The following is a 16,627-nucleotide window of genomic DNA, read 5'->3' as shown; positions in this document are numbered from 1 at the left end:
GCGGGTGAGCTTGGCGCCAACGTACCGGCCACGCGGTCGAGTGCGCGTTACAGCCGGAAGCGCAGACCTAGCGAATACGTGCGCTCGGGCGATGCAACTTCGCGCGGAAACGCACCACGTTGGCCAAAGTAATTGTCGGTGGTGGTGCCCAGCAGGTTGGACGCCTCGGCAAACACCGTCAGCCGCTCGCTCAGCTCGTAGTTGAACGCCACATCCAGCCACTTTTCGCGCCCCTGATTGATCTGCTCGGGCTGGTCACCGGAGCTGTTGAAGCTCACCACATAATCGCCGCGGCAGTTGTAGGCCACGCGCGCGGAGAAGCGTGCATATTCGTACATCAAGATCGCGTTGTAGGCGTTCTTGGAGACATTGGTCAGCGGCTGGCTGATGCGCTCGGGCGAGTCGGCTTCGGCCGAAATATAGGTGTAGTTGAGCTGGGTTCCGAAGCCCGACAACCAGCCCGGCAAGAAGTCATAGAACTGCGTGTAGCCCACCTCAACGCCCTTCAAACTGCCCTGCCCGGTGTTACGCGGGCGGCTGATCGAATAGGTGATGCCGTCGATCACCTCGTCGGCGGCATAGTTCTGGATATAGCCGTCAATGTCCCGATGGAAGCCCGCCAGCGACAGCAGCGATCCCGGGCGGAAGTACCACTCCAGCGACAGGTCGGCATTGCGCGATTCCACCGGGCGCAGCTGCGGGTTGCCGCCATTGCCGCGCGCGGGCAGCGATTCGGTCGACTGATACAACGCAAGTTGCGGGTTGAGGTCGGCAAATTCCGGCCGCGTAATGGTGGTGCTGCCGGCCAGGCGCAAGATCAGGTTCTCGTACAAGGTGAAGTTGGCGCTGTAGTTGGGCAACACCTTGTCGATGCGGCGATCGATGCTCACCGGGCTCAGCACACCGTCCAGCGACTGGCTGCCCTCCAGGCTGGAATCCAGCCGCGTCGCGCGTGCACCGATCCGCCCATCCACCGGCACCGGCCCCAGCGAGAAACCATAGTTCAGCTGTGCATACACCGCGTAGTTGTCTTCGCGGTCATCAAAGAACAACGCCGGATTTTCCAGCGGCGCTTCCGGCGACTGGCCCATCAGCGTCCGCAGGCGTGCGCTTTGCTGCAGCAGCACGTCCTGGTTGGCGGAGGCCCAGCGGTCGCTGGTGAACGCGCGCGCGCCGTCGAGCATGTTGCCTGGCGTCACCGATGCCAGCCCGGGCACGTCGCTCAGCAAGATCGGCGCGCCGGTGATGTTGTCGCGCGCACCGGTGTCGCCGGAATGATTGGTCGCGGTGCGCCGGCTGGCACGCGCGCCCACCTCCAGCGAGGTCAGCGGTCCGGCATCCAGGTCGAAGGTGGCATCGCCCCGCCAGGCCCATTCTTCGCCGCGCTGCCGGTTCCAGCTGTCGTAGTACTGGCGCAAGACCCAGTTGCCCGGCGCAGTGATGTCATACGGGCTGCCATCGCGTTGGGTGATCCAGGTATCGGCCGCGCCACCGCCTGAGCGCATGTGCAGCAGCGGCGCACGCGTGTCCATGTCCAGCGTGAATGCACGATTCTTCGCATCGCTGTAGGTGTACGCCAGCTCGGTGCTGAGCTTCACGCGCTCCCCGCTCCAGCGCCCACCCAGCGCGGCCTGGTAGGTGTCCGACGCGTTCTTGTGCGCCTGCGTGCTGGACAGCGTCTGCAGATCGCGCGCCACCAGGCCATCGAGCACGTTGCTGCCGGGGCGCACGCTCACCGATTCGGTGTTCTCCGCGTTCGCCAGCCCCGGGAATGGCAGCCAGTAATTCACCTGTGGCCGGTTGTCGTAACCGATGTACAAGGTGTCGACGTAGATTTCGCTGTTGTCGCTCGGCGCCCACTGAAACGAGAGATTGGCCGACTTGCGCTTGCGGTCGCCACGCGCCATCAACCCACCGGCGCTGTACGGCACGTAGAGCTGCTGCGCTGGATCCAGCGGATTCGGCTTGAGGTCATAGGTACCGTAGAGCGTGTTGGACTCCTGATACGGGCGACGCTGGTAGGCCACACTGCCCATCACGCCCATGCGCCCCACCCCGGTCTCCCAGCGCTGGCTCATGGTTAGGCTGCCATTGGGCACGGTCTTTTCCGCCTGATCGCCGCGCAATGCGCTGACGCTGCCGGCAATCGTGCTGTCGTCGTCGAAATCGAACGGCCGCCGCAGATGCACATCCACCACACCGGCGATGCCGCCTTCCTGGAATTGCGCACCGGTGGTCTTGTACACGTCCACGCTGCGCAACAACTCCGCCGGCACATCCGCCAACTCCATGTCGCGTCCTACGGTGGTGAAGACATTGCGCCCGTCCAGCGTGGTGATGACGTTCGGCAGGCCACGCACCAGCACCTGGCCCACTTCGCCGCCGGCACGCGCCACCTGCACACCGGTCACCCGCTGCAGAGCCGCGGCGACGCTGTTATCGGGCAGCTTGCCGATGTCCTCGGCCACGATCGAATCGCTGATCTCCTTGTGCGCCTGCTTGGTGGAAATGGCGCTTTCCACGCTGCTGCGCACGCCACGCACCTGCACCGCATCCAGCGTGGACGTTGGCTGCGCGGTGGCTGGCTGCGCAGCGGCAGTGCCGTGAGGTGCGGCCTCCTGCGCGTGCACGCCTGCGCTGAGCAGCAGCGCGATCGACAACGCCAACGGGTGGCGTATTGCGCGTCTGCAATGCGCAGGCGATACGCAAAAAAGTGGGGTCATGACATTCTCCTGAAGCCGGCTGCAGGTATGGCGCACTGCACGTTCTGCGTTCGGCAATGGGCGGACGAACCAGGCGCGAGCGCGCAACTGGCGCCACACCGGTAAGCACTGGATTACAGCCACGTACCGGCCCAAGCCGTGTGATCGGCACATGCCCATCCAGCGTGATCCGCACGCGCTCTTCATGCAGGCCAGTCGCATGCTGCGCAACACACAGGTGCGTCATCGGATGTAGGCTTTGCGCGACAATGGCCGCATGAGCCACGACCTCTCTCCTGCCCAAGCCCGCGCCCGCGCCTTGCGCGGCGCCTTGCTGATCGATATCCGCCAACCGCACGAACGCGTCAGCGGCCAGGCCGAAGGCGCGCTTGCGATCGCACAGGCCGATCTGGAGCAGGCACCGGCGCAGCATCTGCCCGACCGCGATCGCGACATCCTGCTGATCTGCCAGAGCGGCAAACGCTCCGCGCAGACCGCCGCGCAGCTGCGCGAGCAGGGCTATCGGCACGCGCTATCGGTCCTCGGCGGCACCACTGCCTGGTCGCGCGACGGGCTGCCGCTGGTACGGCCGACGCTGCCGCCAGACGAAGTGGATTTTCTGGAACGCTACTCACGGCATCTGCGTCTGCCGCAGGTGGGCATCGACGGGCAGCAGCGCCTGGCGCGCGCGCGCGTTCTGCTGATCGGTGCCGGTGGGCTCGGTTCGCCGGCCGCGTTTTATCTTGCCGCCGCCGGCGTCGGGCACCTGCGCATCGCCGATGACGATGTGGTGGATCGCAGCAATCTGCAGCGCCAGATCCTGCATACCGAAGACAGCGTCGGCGTGGCCAAGGTAGTGTCGGCCGCGCAACGCATCGCCGCGTTGAATCCGCGGGTGCAGGTCGACGCCATCCAGACGCGCGTGACCGCCAGCAACGTCGAGGCCCTGCTGCAGGACGTCGATGTGGTGGTGGATGGCGCCGATAATTTCGCAGCGCGCTATCTGCTCAACGACGCCTGCGTGAAGCTCGGCAAGCCGCTGGTGTACGGCGCGGTGCAACAGTTCGAAGGGCAGTTGAGCGTGTTCGATGCCGGACGCCACCGCGGGCAGCTGCCGTGCTACCGCTGCCTGTTTCCCGAACCGCCGCCGCCGGAGTTCGCACCCAGTTGCGCCGAGGCCGGTGTGCTCGGTGTGCTGCCCGGGGTGATCGGACTGTTGCAGGCGACCGAGGCGATCAAGCTCTTGCTCGGGCTCGGCGACAGCCTGGCCGGGCGCCTGCTCAGCTTCGACGCATTGGCCATGCGCTTTCGCGAGATCCGCCTGCCGCCCGATCCGCAGTGCCCGGTGTGCGCACCAGGCACGGCATTTCCCGGCTATGCCGACTACGCCAGCTTCTGCGGCAAACCGGCCTGACGCACGGCAGCTACAGCGCGTAAGGAATCACCCGCACCACCTCGCCCGCGTCGTAGTGGCGCGCCGCCTCCGGCAGCACGATCAATACGTTGCTGTCGGCCGCGCCGCGCAGCAGATGCGAGGCATCGCCACGGTGGGGCGTTGCGACCAGGCGGCCATCGGCGCCACAGTCCAGCCGGCCGCGCAGAAACTCCAGGCGTTCGTGGCGCTTGTCCCAGGGCGCCGACAAGGCCGCATGCCACACCGGCCGCGGCTCGCTGCGGCTCTGCAGGGCATCCAGCAGCGGCACGCCGTAGGCGATCAACGTCGCCAGCACCGACACCGGGTTGCCCGGCAGGCCCAACACCAGGCAGCGGCCGATCTGCCCCAACACCGCCGGCATCCCCGGGCGCATACGCACGCGCCAGAAATGGATCTGCCCCAATTCCTGGATCAGGCGAGGCAGATAGTCCTTTTCGCCAGCCGACACGCCGCCACAGGTGATCACCACATCGAAGGCCGCCGCCGCATCTTCCAGCATGGTGCGGATGCGCTGCGGATCGTCCGGCAAGGTTGGCCAGGCGGTCGGCGCATAGCCCAGTGCCCGCAGCTGCGCCATCAACATGTCGCGGTTGCTGTTGTAGATCTGCCCCGGCCCCAGCGGCATGCCCGGCTCCACCAGCTCGTCACCGGTCGCCAGCACCGCAATGGTCGGGCGCGGCGCCACCGCAAGCCGCGACACGCCCAGCGCAGCGGCAAGGCCAATCCGCGCCGGGGTAAGGACCTGGCCGGGCTGGATCACCAGATCGCCCGCGCGCACGTCGCTGCCCGCCAGCCGCACCGCCGCCCCCAGTGTCGGGTGCGTGCGCAGGTGCACCAGACCTGCCTGCTCGTCGGCGTCTTCCTTCGGCACCACGGTGTCGGCACCGGCCGGCAACGGCGCGCCGGTGGTGATGCGCAGGCAGTGTCCGGCAGTCAGTGTGCCGCTCCAGGAGTCGCCGGCAAACTGCTCGCCCACCAGCTGCAGACGCACGTCCTCGCCCAGCGTATCGGCGTGGCGCACGGCAAAACCGTCCATTGAGCTATTGGCGAACGGCGGCAGCGACAGTGGCGCGATCAGGTCGGCGGCGGAGATCCTGCCGTCGGCACGCGAGGTGGCGATGTTTTCGTCGGGCAGGCGGTTGTTGGCCGCCACGGCGCGGAGAATCTCCAGTGCCCGTGCGTAAGGAATGCGGGAGGGATAGTCGGTCATGGCGCGCAGGATACCAGCGCGCCGTGCCGGCTTACTTGCCCTTGACGTGCCGCATCAGGCGACGCTTGCGCGCAATCTGCCGATCGGAGAGCGGATTCTTCTTGCCCTCGTACGGATTGGCACCCTCGCGGAAAATGAAACGCACCGGCGTGCCGACCAGCTTGAAGCGCTTACGGAAGAAGTTTTCCAGATAACGCTTGTACGACTCCGGCAGCACCTTCAGGCGCGTGCCATGCACGATGAAGGTGGGCGGATTGGCGCCACCGGGATGCACGTAACGCAGCTTGGAGACATGCCCGCGAATGCTCGGCGGCGGATTGGTCTCGTAGGCAATTTCCAGCGCCTGGTTCACTTCGCTGGTGCTGAACTCATGCGTGGCCGATGCATGCGCACGATGGATCGCCTGAAATAGCTCACGCATGCCCGAGCCGTGCAACGCGGAGATCCGCACTGCCTCGGCCCAGTTCACAAAGCCCAGCTTGCGCGACAACAGGTCTTCGGCTTGGGCACGCTGATAGTCGCTCTGCCCATCCCACTTGTTGATCGCCACCACCAGTGCGCGGCCCGCATCGAGAATCGCACCGAGAATGGTCGCGTCCTGATCGGTTACGCCTTCGGTGGCATCCAGCATCAGCACCGCGACCTGGCATTGCTCGATCGCCTGCAGCGTCTTGAACGCGCTGAACTTCTCGACCGCCTCTTCCACCTTGCCGCGGCGACGCAGGCCGGCCGTGTCGATCAGGCGGTACTGGCGCCCGTCACGCTCCAGGTCCACGGCGATCGAATCGCGCGTGGTGCCCGGAACTTCCGACGCGATCATCCGCTCCTCACCCAGCAGGCGATTGACCAGCGTCGACTTGCCCACGTTCGGGCGACCGACGAATGCAATGCGCACGCGCGCGGGGTCGTTATCGAGCAGTTCGCCCGCACCTTCCTCCGGCAAACGCGCACCGACTTCTTCCAGCAAGTCGTCGATGCCCTGCCGATGGGCGGCCGACAGCGCCACCACATCGGAGAAGCCATAGCGCGAAAACTCCGAACGCACCGATTCTTCATCGGTACCGTCGATCTTGTTGATCACCAGCACGGTCGGCCGGGCCAGCTTGCGCAGCCAGGCAAGGATTTCGTCGTCCAGCGACGAGGCGCCCTCGCGGCCATCGACCACGAACAACACCAGATCGGCTTCGCCAGCCGCAGCACGTGCCTGGCGCGCGGTGGCGCCGGCCAAGCCCTCCTCGTCACCGGCGATACCACCGGTATCGACCACGATGAAGGGCTGTTGCTCGTCGAGCCGGCAGACGCCGTAGTTGCGGTCGCGGGTGACGCCAGGCTGGTCATGGACCAGCGCGTCACGGGTGCGCGTCAGCGCATTGAAGATGGTGGACTTGCCGACATTGGGCCGTCCAACCAGGGCGACCAGGGGCAGCATCGCAAGGTCCTTATTGTGCCAACCGGAAGGCGGTGATATCGCCGTCGGTATTTTGTACCAGCAGAATGCCATCGACGACCAGCGGCTGTGCCAGCAGCGTGTCGCGTCCAGCGCGAGCGCGCGCGGCCAGAGCACCGTCGCTGAGTTTCAGCCAGTGCAGGTAGCCCTTGTAATCCCCCACCACGGCGTAGTCACCCTGGATGGCTACACCGGTCAACGAGCGGCGTGCAAGCGCAGCCTGCGACCACATCGCCGCACCGCTGGACTTGTCCAGGCCCCACACCGAACCGGCGTTGTCGGCCACCACCACCACGCTGGACGACACGCCCGGACCACCGGCACCGCCGTGATCGCGTGTCCACAGCGGACGGCCACTGGGACCTTCCAGGGCGAGGGTTTCGTTCTTGAAGCTGGTTGCGTACAGGGTGGTGCCATCCAGCACCGGGGCGCCGTCCACGTCGGACATGCGCTCCAGCTCGGTACGGCCTTCCGGCACGCCGATGGCCTGTTCCCACAACGGGCGGCCATCCTGCAGCGCCAGGGCGCTCAGGGTGCCGACATCGTTGCCGACAAACACCACGCCCGGGCCGGTCACGATCGGCGCATTGCCGCGCACCGATAGGGTCGGACCTTCCTCGGCATGGAACCAGCGACGCTCGCCGGTGGCTGCATCGAACGCACTCACGCGGCCGTCGTTGCTGCGCACCAGCACCAGGCTCTGCGCGATGGCAGGCGCGGCGATGACTTCGTTCGGTACCTTGGCCCGCCACTTCTCGGTGCCGTCGGCCTGATTCAGCGCGATCACGTCACCGGACAGCGTGCCGATCACTACCAGGCCCTCGCCCACACTCGGGCCACCGGACAGGCGCTGCTTGAACTTGCGATCGTTGCGCTCTTCTTTCTTGGGCTTGTATTCCCACACGCGCTTGCCGGTCTGCAGATCCAGCGCCTGCACGCCACCGGTGATGGCGGCGGCATACACCTTGCCATCGGCCACGGCCGGACGCTGACGCACACCGATGTGCCCCTCGCCCTTGCCCACGCCGGTGGACCACAGCTTGTCGACCTTGACCGAAGGCTCGAACTTGACCAGTTCGGCCGGTTCCTGCGCCTTCTTGGCAGCCGCGTCCTTGCCTGCGAACCAACCCTTGACGGTGCTGCAGCCCGCCAGCGACATGCCCATCAGGGCGATCAATGCAACGCGCTTGTACATATCAACCTGCTTCATCAAATCGGCTCCGCCGGATCGGGCACGGTGCCGCCCACATCCATCAGCTTGGTTTCCAGCAGGCGGCGCTGCAGCGATGCCACATCCACCGTTGCCAGTGCCTTGGTATAGAGCGCGCGTGCTTCATCGCGCTTGCCCTGCTTCACCAGCGCATCGGCGCGGATTTCCAGGCTGGTGTGATCCTGCGCATCGACCAGCAGCTTGATCGCCTCATCCGGCTTGCCGCTGTCGGTCAGCACACGCGCCAGTCGCTGCTGCACGATCTGCTTGAGCTCGCCTTCGGCGGGCACATCACGCAATGTCTTGATCGCTTCGGCGGTCTTGCCGGCATCCATCTGGGCCTTGGCCAGCCGCAGCGCAGCGAGCTCGGCGTAAACGCCACCCTTGCCGTCGTCCAGCGCCACGATGTCCTTGGCGGCCTTGTCCAGGTCCTTGCCCTGGATCGACTTGACCACGGCCTCGTAACGGGCATTGGCCTCCACCGACGCGGTCGTGTTGCGCTTCTGCCACCACTGCCACCCCAGGATCAGGGCCAGTCCCAGCAGGACTCCGCCAATCAGACCCGCGCCATTCTTTCTCAACCAGGAACGAACCCGTTCACCTTGTTCGTGTTCGTCGAGCAGATCGTCGATCGCCATGCGTACTCTCGCTCCGCCACCTGCAGGCGCGGAACATCAAAAGGGGAAAATGAAAAACCGCAGTCCGCTTCTATTCGGAAGCAGGCACCACGGAGCCGTCGGAGGATACCGCAAAACGTGCCACGTTAGCGCGCTGGAACGGCTTCACGTCGACGATACTGCCGCCCTGCTGAACCTCTACCGCCGACGCATTGCCCAGCACCACACGGCCGATCTGGCCCGGTGAATAGGTGCGCTGCTCGCCGGCACGGATCAACGCTTTTTCCACCGCGCTGCCATCCGGTGCCAGGATCTGCACCCAGCTGTCACCGCTGAAACGCAACGACAACGTGCCCGCACTGCTGGCGGCCGGGGCCTCAACAGCAGTCGTGGCGCGCGGCACCGGCGTCATCGACGCGATATACGGCGCCGGCTGTTCACGCGGCACGGAGGACGGCGGCTCGGCAGTCCGCGCGGGCGTGCCGGTCTTGGCAGCATCCGGCATGCTGTCCAGCGACACGGTGCTTGGCCCCTGGCCATCCAGGTGCGAGCGCGTGGCGTACCACACCGGCACTGCGAACACGCCGGTGATCACGACGTACATCGCCTTGCGAGCGGTGCTTTCCAGAATCCGCCGGGCACGCGGGGTATGCGTGTGACTGACCAGCTTGACCGGTTCAACCGGCGCAATCGTGGTTTGCTGCAGCAGCGGATCCAGATCGACACGCAGCAGGCGCGCGTAGCTGCGCAACTGCCCGCGCACGAAGACCGGCGCGCCGAGACGCTGCCATTCTTCCTGTTCGAGCGAACGCACCACGTGGGCCGGCATGCGCAGCTTGCCTGCCACATCGTCCACGCTCAGACCTGCCGCTTCGCGCGCGTCGCGCAACTGCTGCCCGCATCCCTTTTCCTGCTCGAAAGGATTCGGATTGGAATCACTGATCACAATGCATTGGCCCCAGGAGTAGCGGTCGCTGCGTCAGGAAATTCCTTGACCAACCGCTGTTGATAACGGCCGGCAGCTACCTTGTCGCCGAGCCCTTGCTCAATCTGAATGGCGAGTTGTAACACGGAAGCAGTTGCCGGTGCAGCCGCGAGCCGTCGTTCGACGAATGCGCGGGCTTCGAAATAATTGCGCTTGCCCGCTTCGGAACGGGCCATCGACTCCAGCGCATACGGATTATTCGGGTCGAATTCCAGCGCCTTGCGCAGGTCACGGGACGCACGCTCTAACTGCCCCACCTTGAGCGCGCAGCCGCCGGCATTGCCAAGCGCCGATGCAGGCGAGGAATAGCTGCGATCCGTCAACGCGCGATCAAACCAGACCAGCGACTCTGCCGGTTGGCCATTGGCACAGAGCCATGCGCCGTAGTTGTTGAGCACATCGCCACGTTGCGGCGCAAGCTCTGTGGCGCGGCGGTAGGAGGCACCCGAAGCCGCCCTGTCGCCTTTCGCGTCTTGAATCAGGGCGAGCATGCCAATGGCATCTACCGACTGGGAATCTTTCTTCAGCGCGGCGCGCACCTGCTCTTCCGCGCCGACGTAATCGCCAGTGCGCAGGCGATTGCTGGCCAGGCCAAGCTTTTCCTGCACCCCCAGACGACTCTTGGTGGCCGCGTTGTCGCGAAACGAATAGATCGGCGCAACCTCTTCGACCGTTTTCACCGTGCCGGCCTTGGCATTGCGCCCGCCGCAGCCAACCGCGCTGAGCGCGATCACCGCGGCCGCCATTAACGCGATATCACGCTGCCGCATCTCGATCGGCCTGCCCTTCCAATGTGCGGCGGAATTCCGCCTGACGACGGGTCCGGTCCATTACCTGGCCCTTGAGCTGACCACAGGCTGCATCGATATCGTCGCCACGCGTGCGGCGTACCATCGTCAGCACCTGCGCATCGAGCAGGATCTTCTGGAATGCGCGGATCTCGGTTTCGCCAGAGCGCTCGTAGCGCGTGCCGGGGAACGGGTTGAACGGAATCAGGTTGACCTTGCCGGCATCCTTGGACTGCACGGCGTTGTCGAACTGCCGCATCAGCCGGGCGAGCTGACGCGCATGCTCGGGCTGGTCGTTGATGCCCTTCATCAAGGTGTATTCGAACGTCACCGAGTCGCGCTTCTTGTTGCCGCGCAGGTAGCGCGCGCACGACTCCATCAACTCGGCGATCGGGTATTTCTTGTTCAATGGCACCAGGCTCTCGCGCAGCACGTCGTTGGCGGCATGCAGCGAAACGGCCAGCGACACGTCGCTTTCGGTGGCCAGCCGGTCGATCATCGGCACCAGGCCCGAGGTGGACAGCGTCACCCGCTTGCTGGCCAGGCCGTAGCCCAGATCGTCGCGCATCACGCTCATCGCGCGCACGACGTTGTCGAAATTCATCAGTGGCTCGCCCATGCCCATCATCACCACATTGGTGAGGCGACGCTGCTGGTGCGGCACGTTGCCCAGGTGACGCGCGGCAACCCAGACCTGCCCGATGATCTCGGCGGTGGTGAGGTTGCGGTTGAAGCCCTGGGTGGCGGTCGAACAGAAGGTGCAGTTCAAGCCGCAGCCGACCTGGGAAGACACGCACAGCGTGCCACGGCCCTTGTCGGGGATATAGACCGTCTCGATCGCATTCTTCCCGTCGGTCCCCATGGCCAGCAGCCACTTGTGGGTGCCGTCGGTCGACGGTTTGTCGAACACGACATTCGGGACGAGGACCTCGGCGTGCTGGTGCAATTTCGCACGCAACGCCTTGCCGAGGTCCGTCATCTGGTCGAAATCGGTGACATAGCGATGGTGAATCCACTTCATCACCTGATGAGCACGGTAGCGCGCCTCGCCGAGCGTATCGGCGAAGAAGTGCTCCAGTCCCTCGCGGTCGAGGTCGAGCAGGTTCTGCTTGTGCACCGGTGCCGCCGGGACGGGAACGTCCAGCAACACGGAGGGGATCACGACCTCATTCACGATTCGACTCTCTCGGCCTCAGCGCGAGACCACTTCAGTTGCAGCAAAGAAATACGCGACTTCGTTGGCAGCGTTCTCGACCGAGTCCGAGCCGTGGGCGGCGTTGGCATCGATCGAATCAGCGAAGTCGGCACGGATGGTGCCCGGTGCGGCGTCCTTCGGGTTGGTGGCGCCCAGCAGGTCGCGGTGTGCGGCCACGGCGTTCTCGCCTTCCAGCGCCTGGATCATCACCGGGCCGGAGATCATGAATTCGACCAGCGCGTTGAAGAACGGACGCTCGCGGTGCACGGCGTAGAAGCCTTCGGCTTCGCGGCGCGACAGCTGCTTGTACTTGGCGGCCACGACCTTCAGGCCAGCCTTCTCGAAGCGGCTGTAGATTTCACCGATGACGTTCTTGGCGACGGCGTCGGGCTTGATGATGGACAGGGTGCGCTCCAGCGCCATGGGAGAATCTCCGTTGGGCGGGCCACTGAGGGCCCGAGGTTATCATGAAAAAAACCCGCGTCAAAACGCGGGCTTAGCCTTCTTTGCGATGGTCAATTCTATCCCGTCGTCCTTACCTTTGCATACCAGGCCCTAAATCGTGCTGCAGTGCGGCATGACCATGGCGTCTGCGAGCCCGTAGACTCAAACAATCGTTTGATTGAGCGCCACGCCTGTCCATGCCCAAGCCCGCCCACTTCTCGACCAAGGACCGCATCCTCAGCGCGGCCGAGGAGCTGTTCGCACAGCACGGGTTCGCCGGCACCTCGCTGCGCCAGCTCACTACCCAGGCCGACGTCAATATCGCCGCCGTCAACTACCACTTCGGCTCCAAGGAAAACCTGGTCAACGAGGTGTTCCGCCGGCGCATGGACGAGATGACCGCCGCACGGCTGCAGCAGCTCGAGGCCGCCAAGCGTAGCCAGCCGGGCGAACTCACCGCGGTGCTGGCCGCGTTCGTGGAACCGGCGCTGGCCATGGCCCAGGACCGCCAGAGTGGCGGCGCCTTCGTCCGCGTGATCGCCAGGGCCTATGCGGAAAAGAACGACAACCTGCGCAAGTTCCTCTCCGACCATTACGGCCATGTGCTGCGCGAGTTCGGCAAGGCCATCGCCGGCTGCGTGCCGGGCCTGAGCAAGGAGGAGCTGTACTGGCGCCTGGACTTCCTGGCTGGAGCGCTCACCTATGCCATGGCCGATTTCGGCCTCATCAAACGCCCGGCGGGCGTGAGCGAGGCCGACCATCGCGCGCATGCCGCGCGCGAACTGATTCGTTTCGCGGAACCCGGTTTCCGCACCCATTCCACACCGTAGTCGCACTCACCAAAGGCTCATCGCTATGTCCAATCCGTTGCTAGTCCGTCGCGCCGCCGTGCTCGGTGCCGGCGTCATGGGCGCACAGATCGCCGCGCACCTCACCAATGCCGGTGTCGACACCGTGCTGTTCGACCTGCCCGCCAAGGAAGGTCCGGCCGACGGCATCGTGCTCAAGGCCATCGCCAACCTGGGCAAGCTCAGCCCCGCCCCGCTCGCCAGCAAGGCGCTGGCCGAGGCGATCACGCCGGCCAACTACGAGAGCGGGCTGGAGCAGCTGCGCGACTGCGACCTGATCATCGAGGCGATTGCCGAGCGGATGGACTGGAAGCAGGACCTGTACAAGAAGATCGCCCCGTTCGTCTCCGAGCATGCGGTGCTGGCCTCCAATACGTCCGGGCTGGGCATCAACAAGCTGTCGGACGTGCTGCCGGAGCAGCTGCGCCACCGCTTCTGCGGCGTGCACTTCTTCAACCCGCCGCGGTACATGCACCTGGCCGAGCTGATTCCGGCCAAGGGCACCGACAAGGCCGTGCTCGAAGGCCTGGAAAGCTTCCTGGTCACCACGCTCGGCAAGGGTGTGGTGTACGCCAAGGACACCCCGAACTTCATCGGTAACCGCATCGGCGTGTTCTCGATCCTGTCCACCATCCACCACACCGCCGAGTTCGGCCTGGGCTTCGATGAAGTCGATGGCCTGACCGGCCCGCTGGTCGGCCGCCCGAAGTCGGCGACCTACCGCACCTCGGACGTGGTTGGCCTGGACACCATGGCGCACGTGATCAGAACCATGGGCGACACCCTGCCGGACGACCCGTGGCACCAGTATTTCAAGTCGCCGAAGTGGCTGGAGGCGCTGATCGCCAAGGGCGCGCTCGGCCAGAAAGTCGGCGCCGGCATCTTCCGCAAGGTCGGCAAGGACATCGTGGTGCTGGACCTGCAGAAGCAGGATTACCGCCCGGCCGACCGAAGCGCGGCGCCGGAAGTGGTCGAGATCCTGAAGATCAAGAATCCGGCCGAAAAGTTCGCCAAGCTGCGCGAGAGCCAGCATCCGCAGGCGCAGTTCCTGTGGGCGACGTTCCGTGACCTGTTCCACTACAGCGCCTATCACCTGGCCGACATCGCCGAGACCGCGCGCGATGTGGATCTGGCGATCCGCTGGGGCTACGGTTGGTCGCTGGGCCCGTTCGAGACCTGGCAGGCCGCCGGCTGGAAGCAGGTGGCGCAGTGGATTGCCGAAGACATTGCCAGCGGCAAGAGCATGAGCAGCGCGCCGCTGCCGAACTGGGTGTTCGACGGCCGCGATGGCGTGCATGCGGCCGAGGGTTCCTACAGCCCGGCGCGCGATGCCAAGCTGCCGCGTTCGGCGCTGCCGGTGTACAAGCGCCAGCGCTTCCCGGACCCGTTGCTGGGCGAGCAGTTCTCGCCGGGCGAGACCGTGTTCGAGAACGACGGCGTGCGCATGTGGCACGACGGCGACGACATCGCGGTGGTCAGCTTCAAGACCAAGATGAACACCGTGTCCGATCACGTGCTCAATGGCCTGCAGGAAGTTGTTGGCCGCGCGGAGAAAGACTTCGCCGGCCTGGTGATCTGGCAGCAGAAGGAACCCTTCTCCGCTGGTGCCGATCTGGCCGGTGCGTTGGGCCTGCTGCAAGCCGGCAAGGTCGATGCGTTCGAGGCGATGGTCGCCAACTTCCAGGCCACCAGCCAGCGCATCAAGTACGCGCAAGTGCCGGTGATTTCGGCGGTGCGCGGCCTGGCACTGGGCGGTGGCTGCGAGTTCCAGATGCACAGCGCCAAGACGGTGGCCTCGCTGGAAAGCTACATCGGCCTGGTCGAAGCTGGCGTCGGCCTGCTGCCGGCCGGTGGTGGCCTCAAGGAACTGGCGGTGCGTGCCTCGGTGGCGGCCGGCCCTGGCGGCGACGTGTTCGCCGAACTCAAGAAGACCTTCGAGACCGTGGCGATGGCCAAGGTGTCCAACTCGGCGATCAATGCCAAGGAACTGGGCCTGCTGCGCGCCACCGACAAGGTGGTGTTCAACAGCTATGAAGCCCTGCACATCGCCAAGGCCGAAGCGCGTGCACTGGCCGAAGGCGGCTACCGCGCGCCGCTGCCGGCACGCCGCATCCCGGTCGCCGGCGACGTCGGTATCGCCACCTTCAAGATGCTGCTGGTCAACATGCTGGAAGGCCGCTTCATCAGCGAATACGACTACGAGATCGCCACCCGCATCGCCACGGTGGTGTGCGGCGGCGAGATCGACCGCGGCGCGCTGGTGGACGAGGAATGGCTGCTCAAGCTGGAGCGCAAGCACTTCGTCGAGCTGGCCCAGCAGGAGAAGACCCAGGCACGCATCGGCCACATGCTCAAGACGGGCAAGCCGCTGAGGAACTGAGAATCGGGAATGGGGAATCGGGAATGGTGAAAGCCAAATCGATTCCCTGCTCCTCCCACTATTCTGCCGGTCGATGTCGAGGGTGAACTCAGGCGAATCCGCAGTTGCGATTCCCGATTCCCTACTCCCCATTCCCGGCTTTCGGAGAAAGCCACATGAGCAAGCAGATTCAAGAAGCCTACATCGTTGCCGCCACGCGTACACCGGTGGGCAAGGCGCCGAAGGGCGTGTTCCGTAATACCCGTCCTGACGACATGCTGGCGCACGTGCTGCGTGCGGTGGTGGCGCAGGCGCCGGGCATCGATCTGTCGCGGATCGACGACGCCATCATCGGCTGCGCCATGCCCGAGGGCGAGCAAGGCATGAACGTGGCGCGTATCGGCGTGCTGCTGGCCGGCCTGCCCAATACCGTGGCCGGTCAGACCATCAACCGCTTCTGTTCGTCCGGCATCCAGGCCGTGGCGATGGCGGCCGACCAGATCCGTCTGGGCAATGCCGACCTGATGCTGGCCGGCGGCACCGAGTCTATGTCGATGGTGCCGATGATGGGCAACAAGGTTGCGATGTCGCCGAATGTGTTCGCCGACGACCACGTGGCGATTGCCTATGGCATGGGCATCACCGCCGAGAAGGTTGCTGAGGAATGGAAGGTCTCGCGCGAAGATCAGGATGCATTCGCGCTGGCCTCGCACCAGAAAGCCATCGCGGCCATTGCGGCTGGCGAGTTCCGCGACGAAATCACTCCGTACGAAATCCTGTCGCATCAGCCCGACCTGGCCGGCAACGTGATTGCGCTGCGCAAGCGTCTGGTCGACACCGATGAAGGCCCGCGTCCGGACAGCTCGCTCGAAGGTTTGGCCAAGCTGCGTCCGGTGTTCCGTAACGGCCAGTTCGGCGGCAGCGTCACTGCCGGTAATTCCTCGCAGATGAGCGATGGTGCCGGCGCAGTGCTGCTGGCCTCCGAGCAGGCAATCAAGGATTACGGCCTGACCCCGCTGGCACGGTTTGTGAGCTTCTCGGTGGCCGGTGTGCGCCCGGAAGTGATGGGTATCGGCCCGATCGCGGCGATTCCCAAGGCGCTCAAGCAAGCCGGCCTGACCAAGGACCAGATCGACTGGATCGAACTCAACGAAGCCTTCGCCGCGCAGGCACTGGCCGTGATCCGCGACAGCGAACTGGATCCGTCCAAGGTCAACCCGCTGGGCGGCGCGATCGCGCTGGGCCATCCGCTGGGCGCCACCGGCGCGATCCGTGCCGCCACGCTGGTGCACGGCCTGCGCCGTCGTCAGCAGAAGTACGGCATGGTCACGATGTGCATCGGCACCGGCATGGGCGCTGCTGGCATCATCGAAGCGCTGTAAGCGCA

The 16,627-nt window shown here is 65.3% G+C and carries 13 protein-coding genes; 4 read left to right on the top strand and 9 right to left on the bottom strand.

Annotated elements, in window-relative coordinates; genetic code table 11:
- Nucleotides 1-47: 47 nt before the first annotated feature.
- The gene (locus tag ACD584_RS13625; RefSeq protein ID WP_175611650.1) at nt 48-2,723 is read right to left on the bottom strand and encodes a TonB-dependent receptor; all 2,676 of its coding nucleotides are present in this window, start codon (nt 2,721-2,723) and stop codon (nt 48-50) included.
- 256 nt (nt 2,724-2,979) lie between these two features.
- On the opposite strand from ACD584_RS13625, the gene moeB reads away from it, so the two are divergent.
- Nucleotides 2,980-4,116, top strand: coding sequence for a molybdopterin-synthase adenylyltransferase MoeB (gene moeB, locus ACD584_RS13620; protein ID WP_076037860.1), 1,137 nt, complete (start codon nt 2,980-2,982; stop codon nt 4,114-4,116).
- A 10-nt stretch (nt 4,117-4,126) separates the two neighbouring features.
- Here moeB and glp read toward each other — a convergent pair whose 3' ends face one another.
- From glp to ndk, 8 genes are all read right to left on the bottom strand, one after another.
- Nucleotides 4,127-5,347: a gephyrin-like molybdotransferase Glp gene (gene glp / locus ACD584_RS13615; RefSeq protein WP_070693048.1), complete on the bottom strand. Its 1,221-nt coding sequence runs from the start codon at nt 5,345-5,347 to the stop codon at nt 4,127-4,129.
- Between the two features lie 31 nt (nt 5,348-5,378).
- Entirely contained in the window at nt 5,379-6,776 is a 1,398-nt protein-coding gene (gene der, locus ACD584_RS13610; protein ID WP_011037150.1) for a ribosome biogenesis GTPase Der, read from the bottom strand.
- 10 nt (nt 6,777-6,786) lie between these two features.
- A complete protein-coding gene (gene bamB, locus ACD584_RS13605) occupies nt 6,787-8,004 on the bottom strand; it encodes an outer membrane protein assembly factor BamB (RefSeq protein WP_175611648.1) in 1,218 nt (405 codons plus the stop codon).
- A complete protein-coding gene (locus tag ACD584_RS13600) occupies nt 8,004-8,642 on the bottom strand; it encodes a tetratricopeptide repeat protein (protein ID WP_076036922.1) in 639 nt (212 codons plus the stop codon). Before ACD584_RS13600 ends, bamB begins: the two co-directional genes overlap by 1 nt.
- 70 nt (nt 8,643-8,712) lie before the next feature.
- Complete coding sequence (locus ACD584_RS13595) at nt 8,713-9,567, bottom strand: helix-turn-helix domain-containing protein (RefSeq protein ID WP_070693053.1); 855 nt, start codon at nt 9,565-9,567, stop codon at nt 8,713-8,715.
- Nucleotides 9,564-10,352, bottom strand: coding sequence for a type IV pilus biogenesis/stability protein PilW (gene pilW, locus ACD584_RS13590; RefSeq protein WP_050911886.1), 789 nt, complete (start codon nt 10,350-10,352; stop codon nt 9,564-9,566). Before pilW ends, ACD584_RS13595 begins: the two co-directional genes overlap by 4 nt.
- Before the next feature lie 10 nt (nt 10,353-10,362).
- Nucleotides 10,363-11,568: a 23S rRNA (adenine(2503)-C(2))-methyltransferase RlmN gene (gene rlmN, locus ACD584_RS13585; protein ID WP_050911495.1), complete on the bottom strand. Its 1,206-nt coding sequence runs from the start codon at nt 11,566-11,568 to the stop codon at nt 10,363-10,365.
- An 18-nt stretch (nt 11,569-11,586) separates the two neighbouring features.
- Nucleotides 11,587-12,012 (bottom strand): nucleoside-diphosphate kinase, encoded by a 426-nt coding sequence (gene ndk, locus ACD584_RS13580; protein WP_002812972.1) that lies wholly within the window; start codon nt 12,010-12,012, stop codon nt 11,587-11,589.
- A 218-nt stretch (nt 12,013-12,230) separates the two neighbouring features.
- Between ndk and ACD584_RS13575 the strand changes: the two genes are divergently transcribed.
- From ACD584_RS13575 to ACD584_RS13565, 3 genes are all read left to right on the top strand, one after another.
- Complete coding sequence (locus tag ACD584_RS13575) at nt 12,231-12,863, top strand: TetR/AcrR family transcriptional regulator (RefSeq protein WP_011037144.1); 633 nt, start codon at nt 12,231-12,233, stop codon at nt 12,861-12,863.
- A 25-nt stretch (nt 12,864-12,888) separates the two neighbouring features.
- Nucleotides 12,889-15,261 (top strand): 3-hydroxyacyl-CoA dehydrogenase/enoyl-CoA hydratase family protein, encoded by a 2,373-nt coding sequence (locus tag ACD584_RS13570; protein ID WP_076036921.1) that lies wholly within the window; start codon nt 12,889-12,891, stop codon nt 15,259-15,261.
- Between the two features lie 155 nt (nt 15,262-15,416).
- The gene (locus tag ACD584_RS13565) at nt 15,417-16,622 is read left to right on the top strand and encodes an acetyl-CoA C-acyltransferase (RefSeq protein ID WP_005991024.1); all 1,206 of its coding nucleotides are present in this window, start codon (nt 15,417-15,419) and stop codon (nt 16,620-16,622) included.
- Nucleotides 16,623-16,627: the final 5 nt, after the last annotated feature.

Source organism: Xanthomonas sp. NCPPB 2922 (assembly GCF_041520885.1).
Taxonomy (GTDB): domain Bacteria; phylum Pseudomonadota; class Gammaproteobacteria; order Xanthomonadales; family Xanthomonadaceae; genus Xanthomonas; species Xanthomonas campestris.
Note: the sequence above shows the minus strand (reverse complement) of the source record. Positions and strands in the feature narration are given on the sequence as shown.

Coding starts and splice junctions, on each gene's coding strand:
- der (WP_011037150.1), bottom strand. CDS start 6,776: ATGCTGCCCCTGGTCGCCCTGGTTGGACGGCCCAATGTCGGCAAGTCC.
- glp (WP_070693048.1), bottom strand. CDS start 5,347: ATGACCGACTATCCCTCCCGCATTCCTTACGCACGGGCACTGGAGATT.
- ACD584_RS13575 (WP_011037144.1), top strand. CDS start 12,231: ATGCCCAAGCCCGCCCACTTCTCGACCAAGGACCGCATCCTCAGCGCG.
- pilW (WP_050911886.1), bottom strand. CDS start 10,352: ATGGCGGCCGCGGTGATCGCGCTCAGCGCGGTTGGCTGCGGCGGGCGC.
- bamB (WP_175611648.1), bottom strand. CDS start 8,004: ATGAAGCAGGTTGATATGTACAAGCGCGTTGCATTGATCGCCCTGATG.
- ACD584_RS13570 (WP_076036921.1), top strand. CDS start 12,889: ATGTCCAATCCGTTGCTAGTCCGTCGCGCCGCCGTGCTCGGTGCCGGC.
- moeB (WP_076037860.1), top strand. CDS start 2,980: ATGAGCCACGACCTCTCTCCTGCCCAAGCCCGCGCCCGCGCCTTGCGC.
- ndk (WP_002812972.1), bottom strand. CDS start 12,012: ATGGCGCTGGAGCGCACCCTGTCCATCATCAAGCCCGACGCCGTCGCC.
- ACD584_RS13625 (WP_175611650.1), bottom strand. CDS start 2,723: ATGACCCCACTTTTTTGCGTATCGCCTGCGCATTGCAGACGCGCAATA.
- ACD584_RS13600 (WP_076036922.1), bottom strand. CDS start 8,642: ATGGCGATCGACGATCTGCTCGACGAACACGAACAAGGTGAACGGGTT.
- ACD584_RS13565 (WP_005991024.1), top strand. CDS start 15,417: ATGAGCAAGCAGATTCAAGAAGCCTACATCGTTGCCGCCACGCGTACA.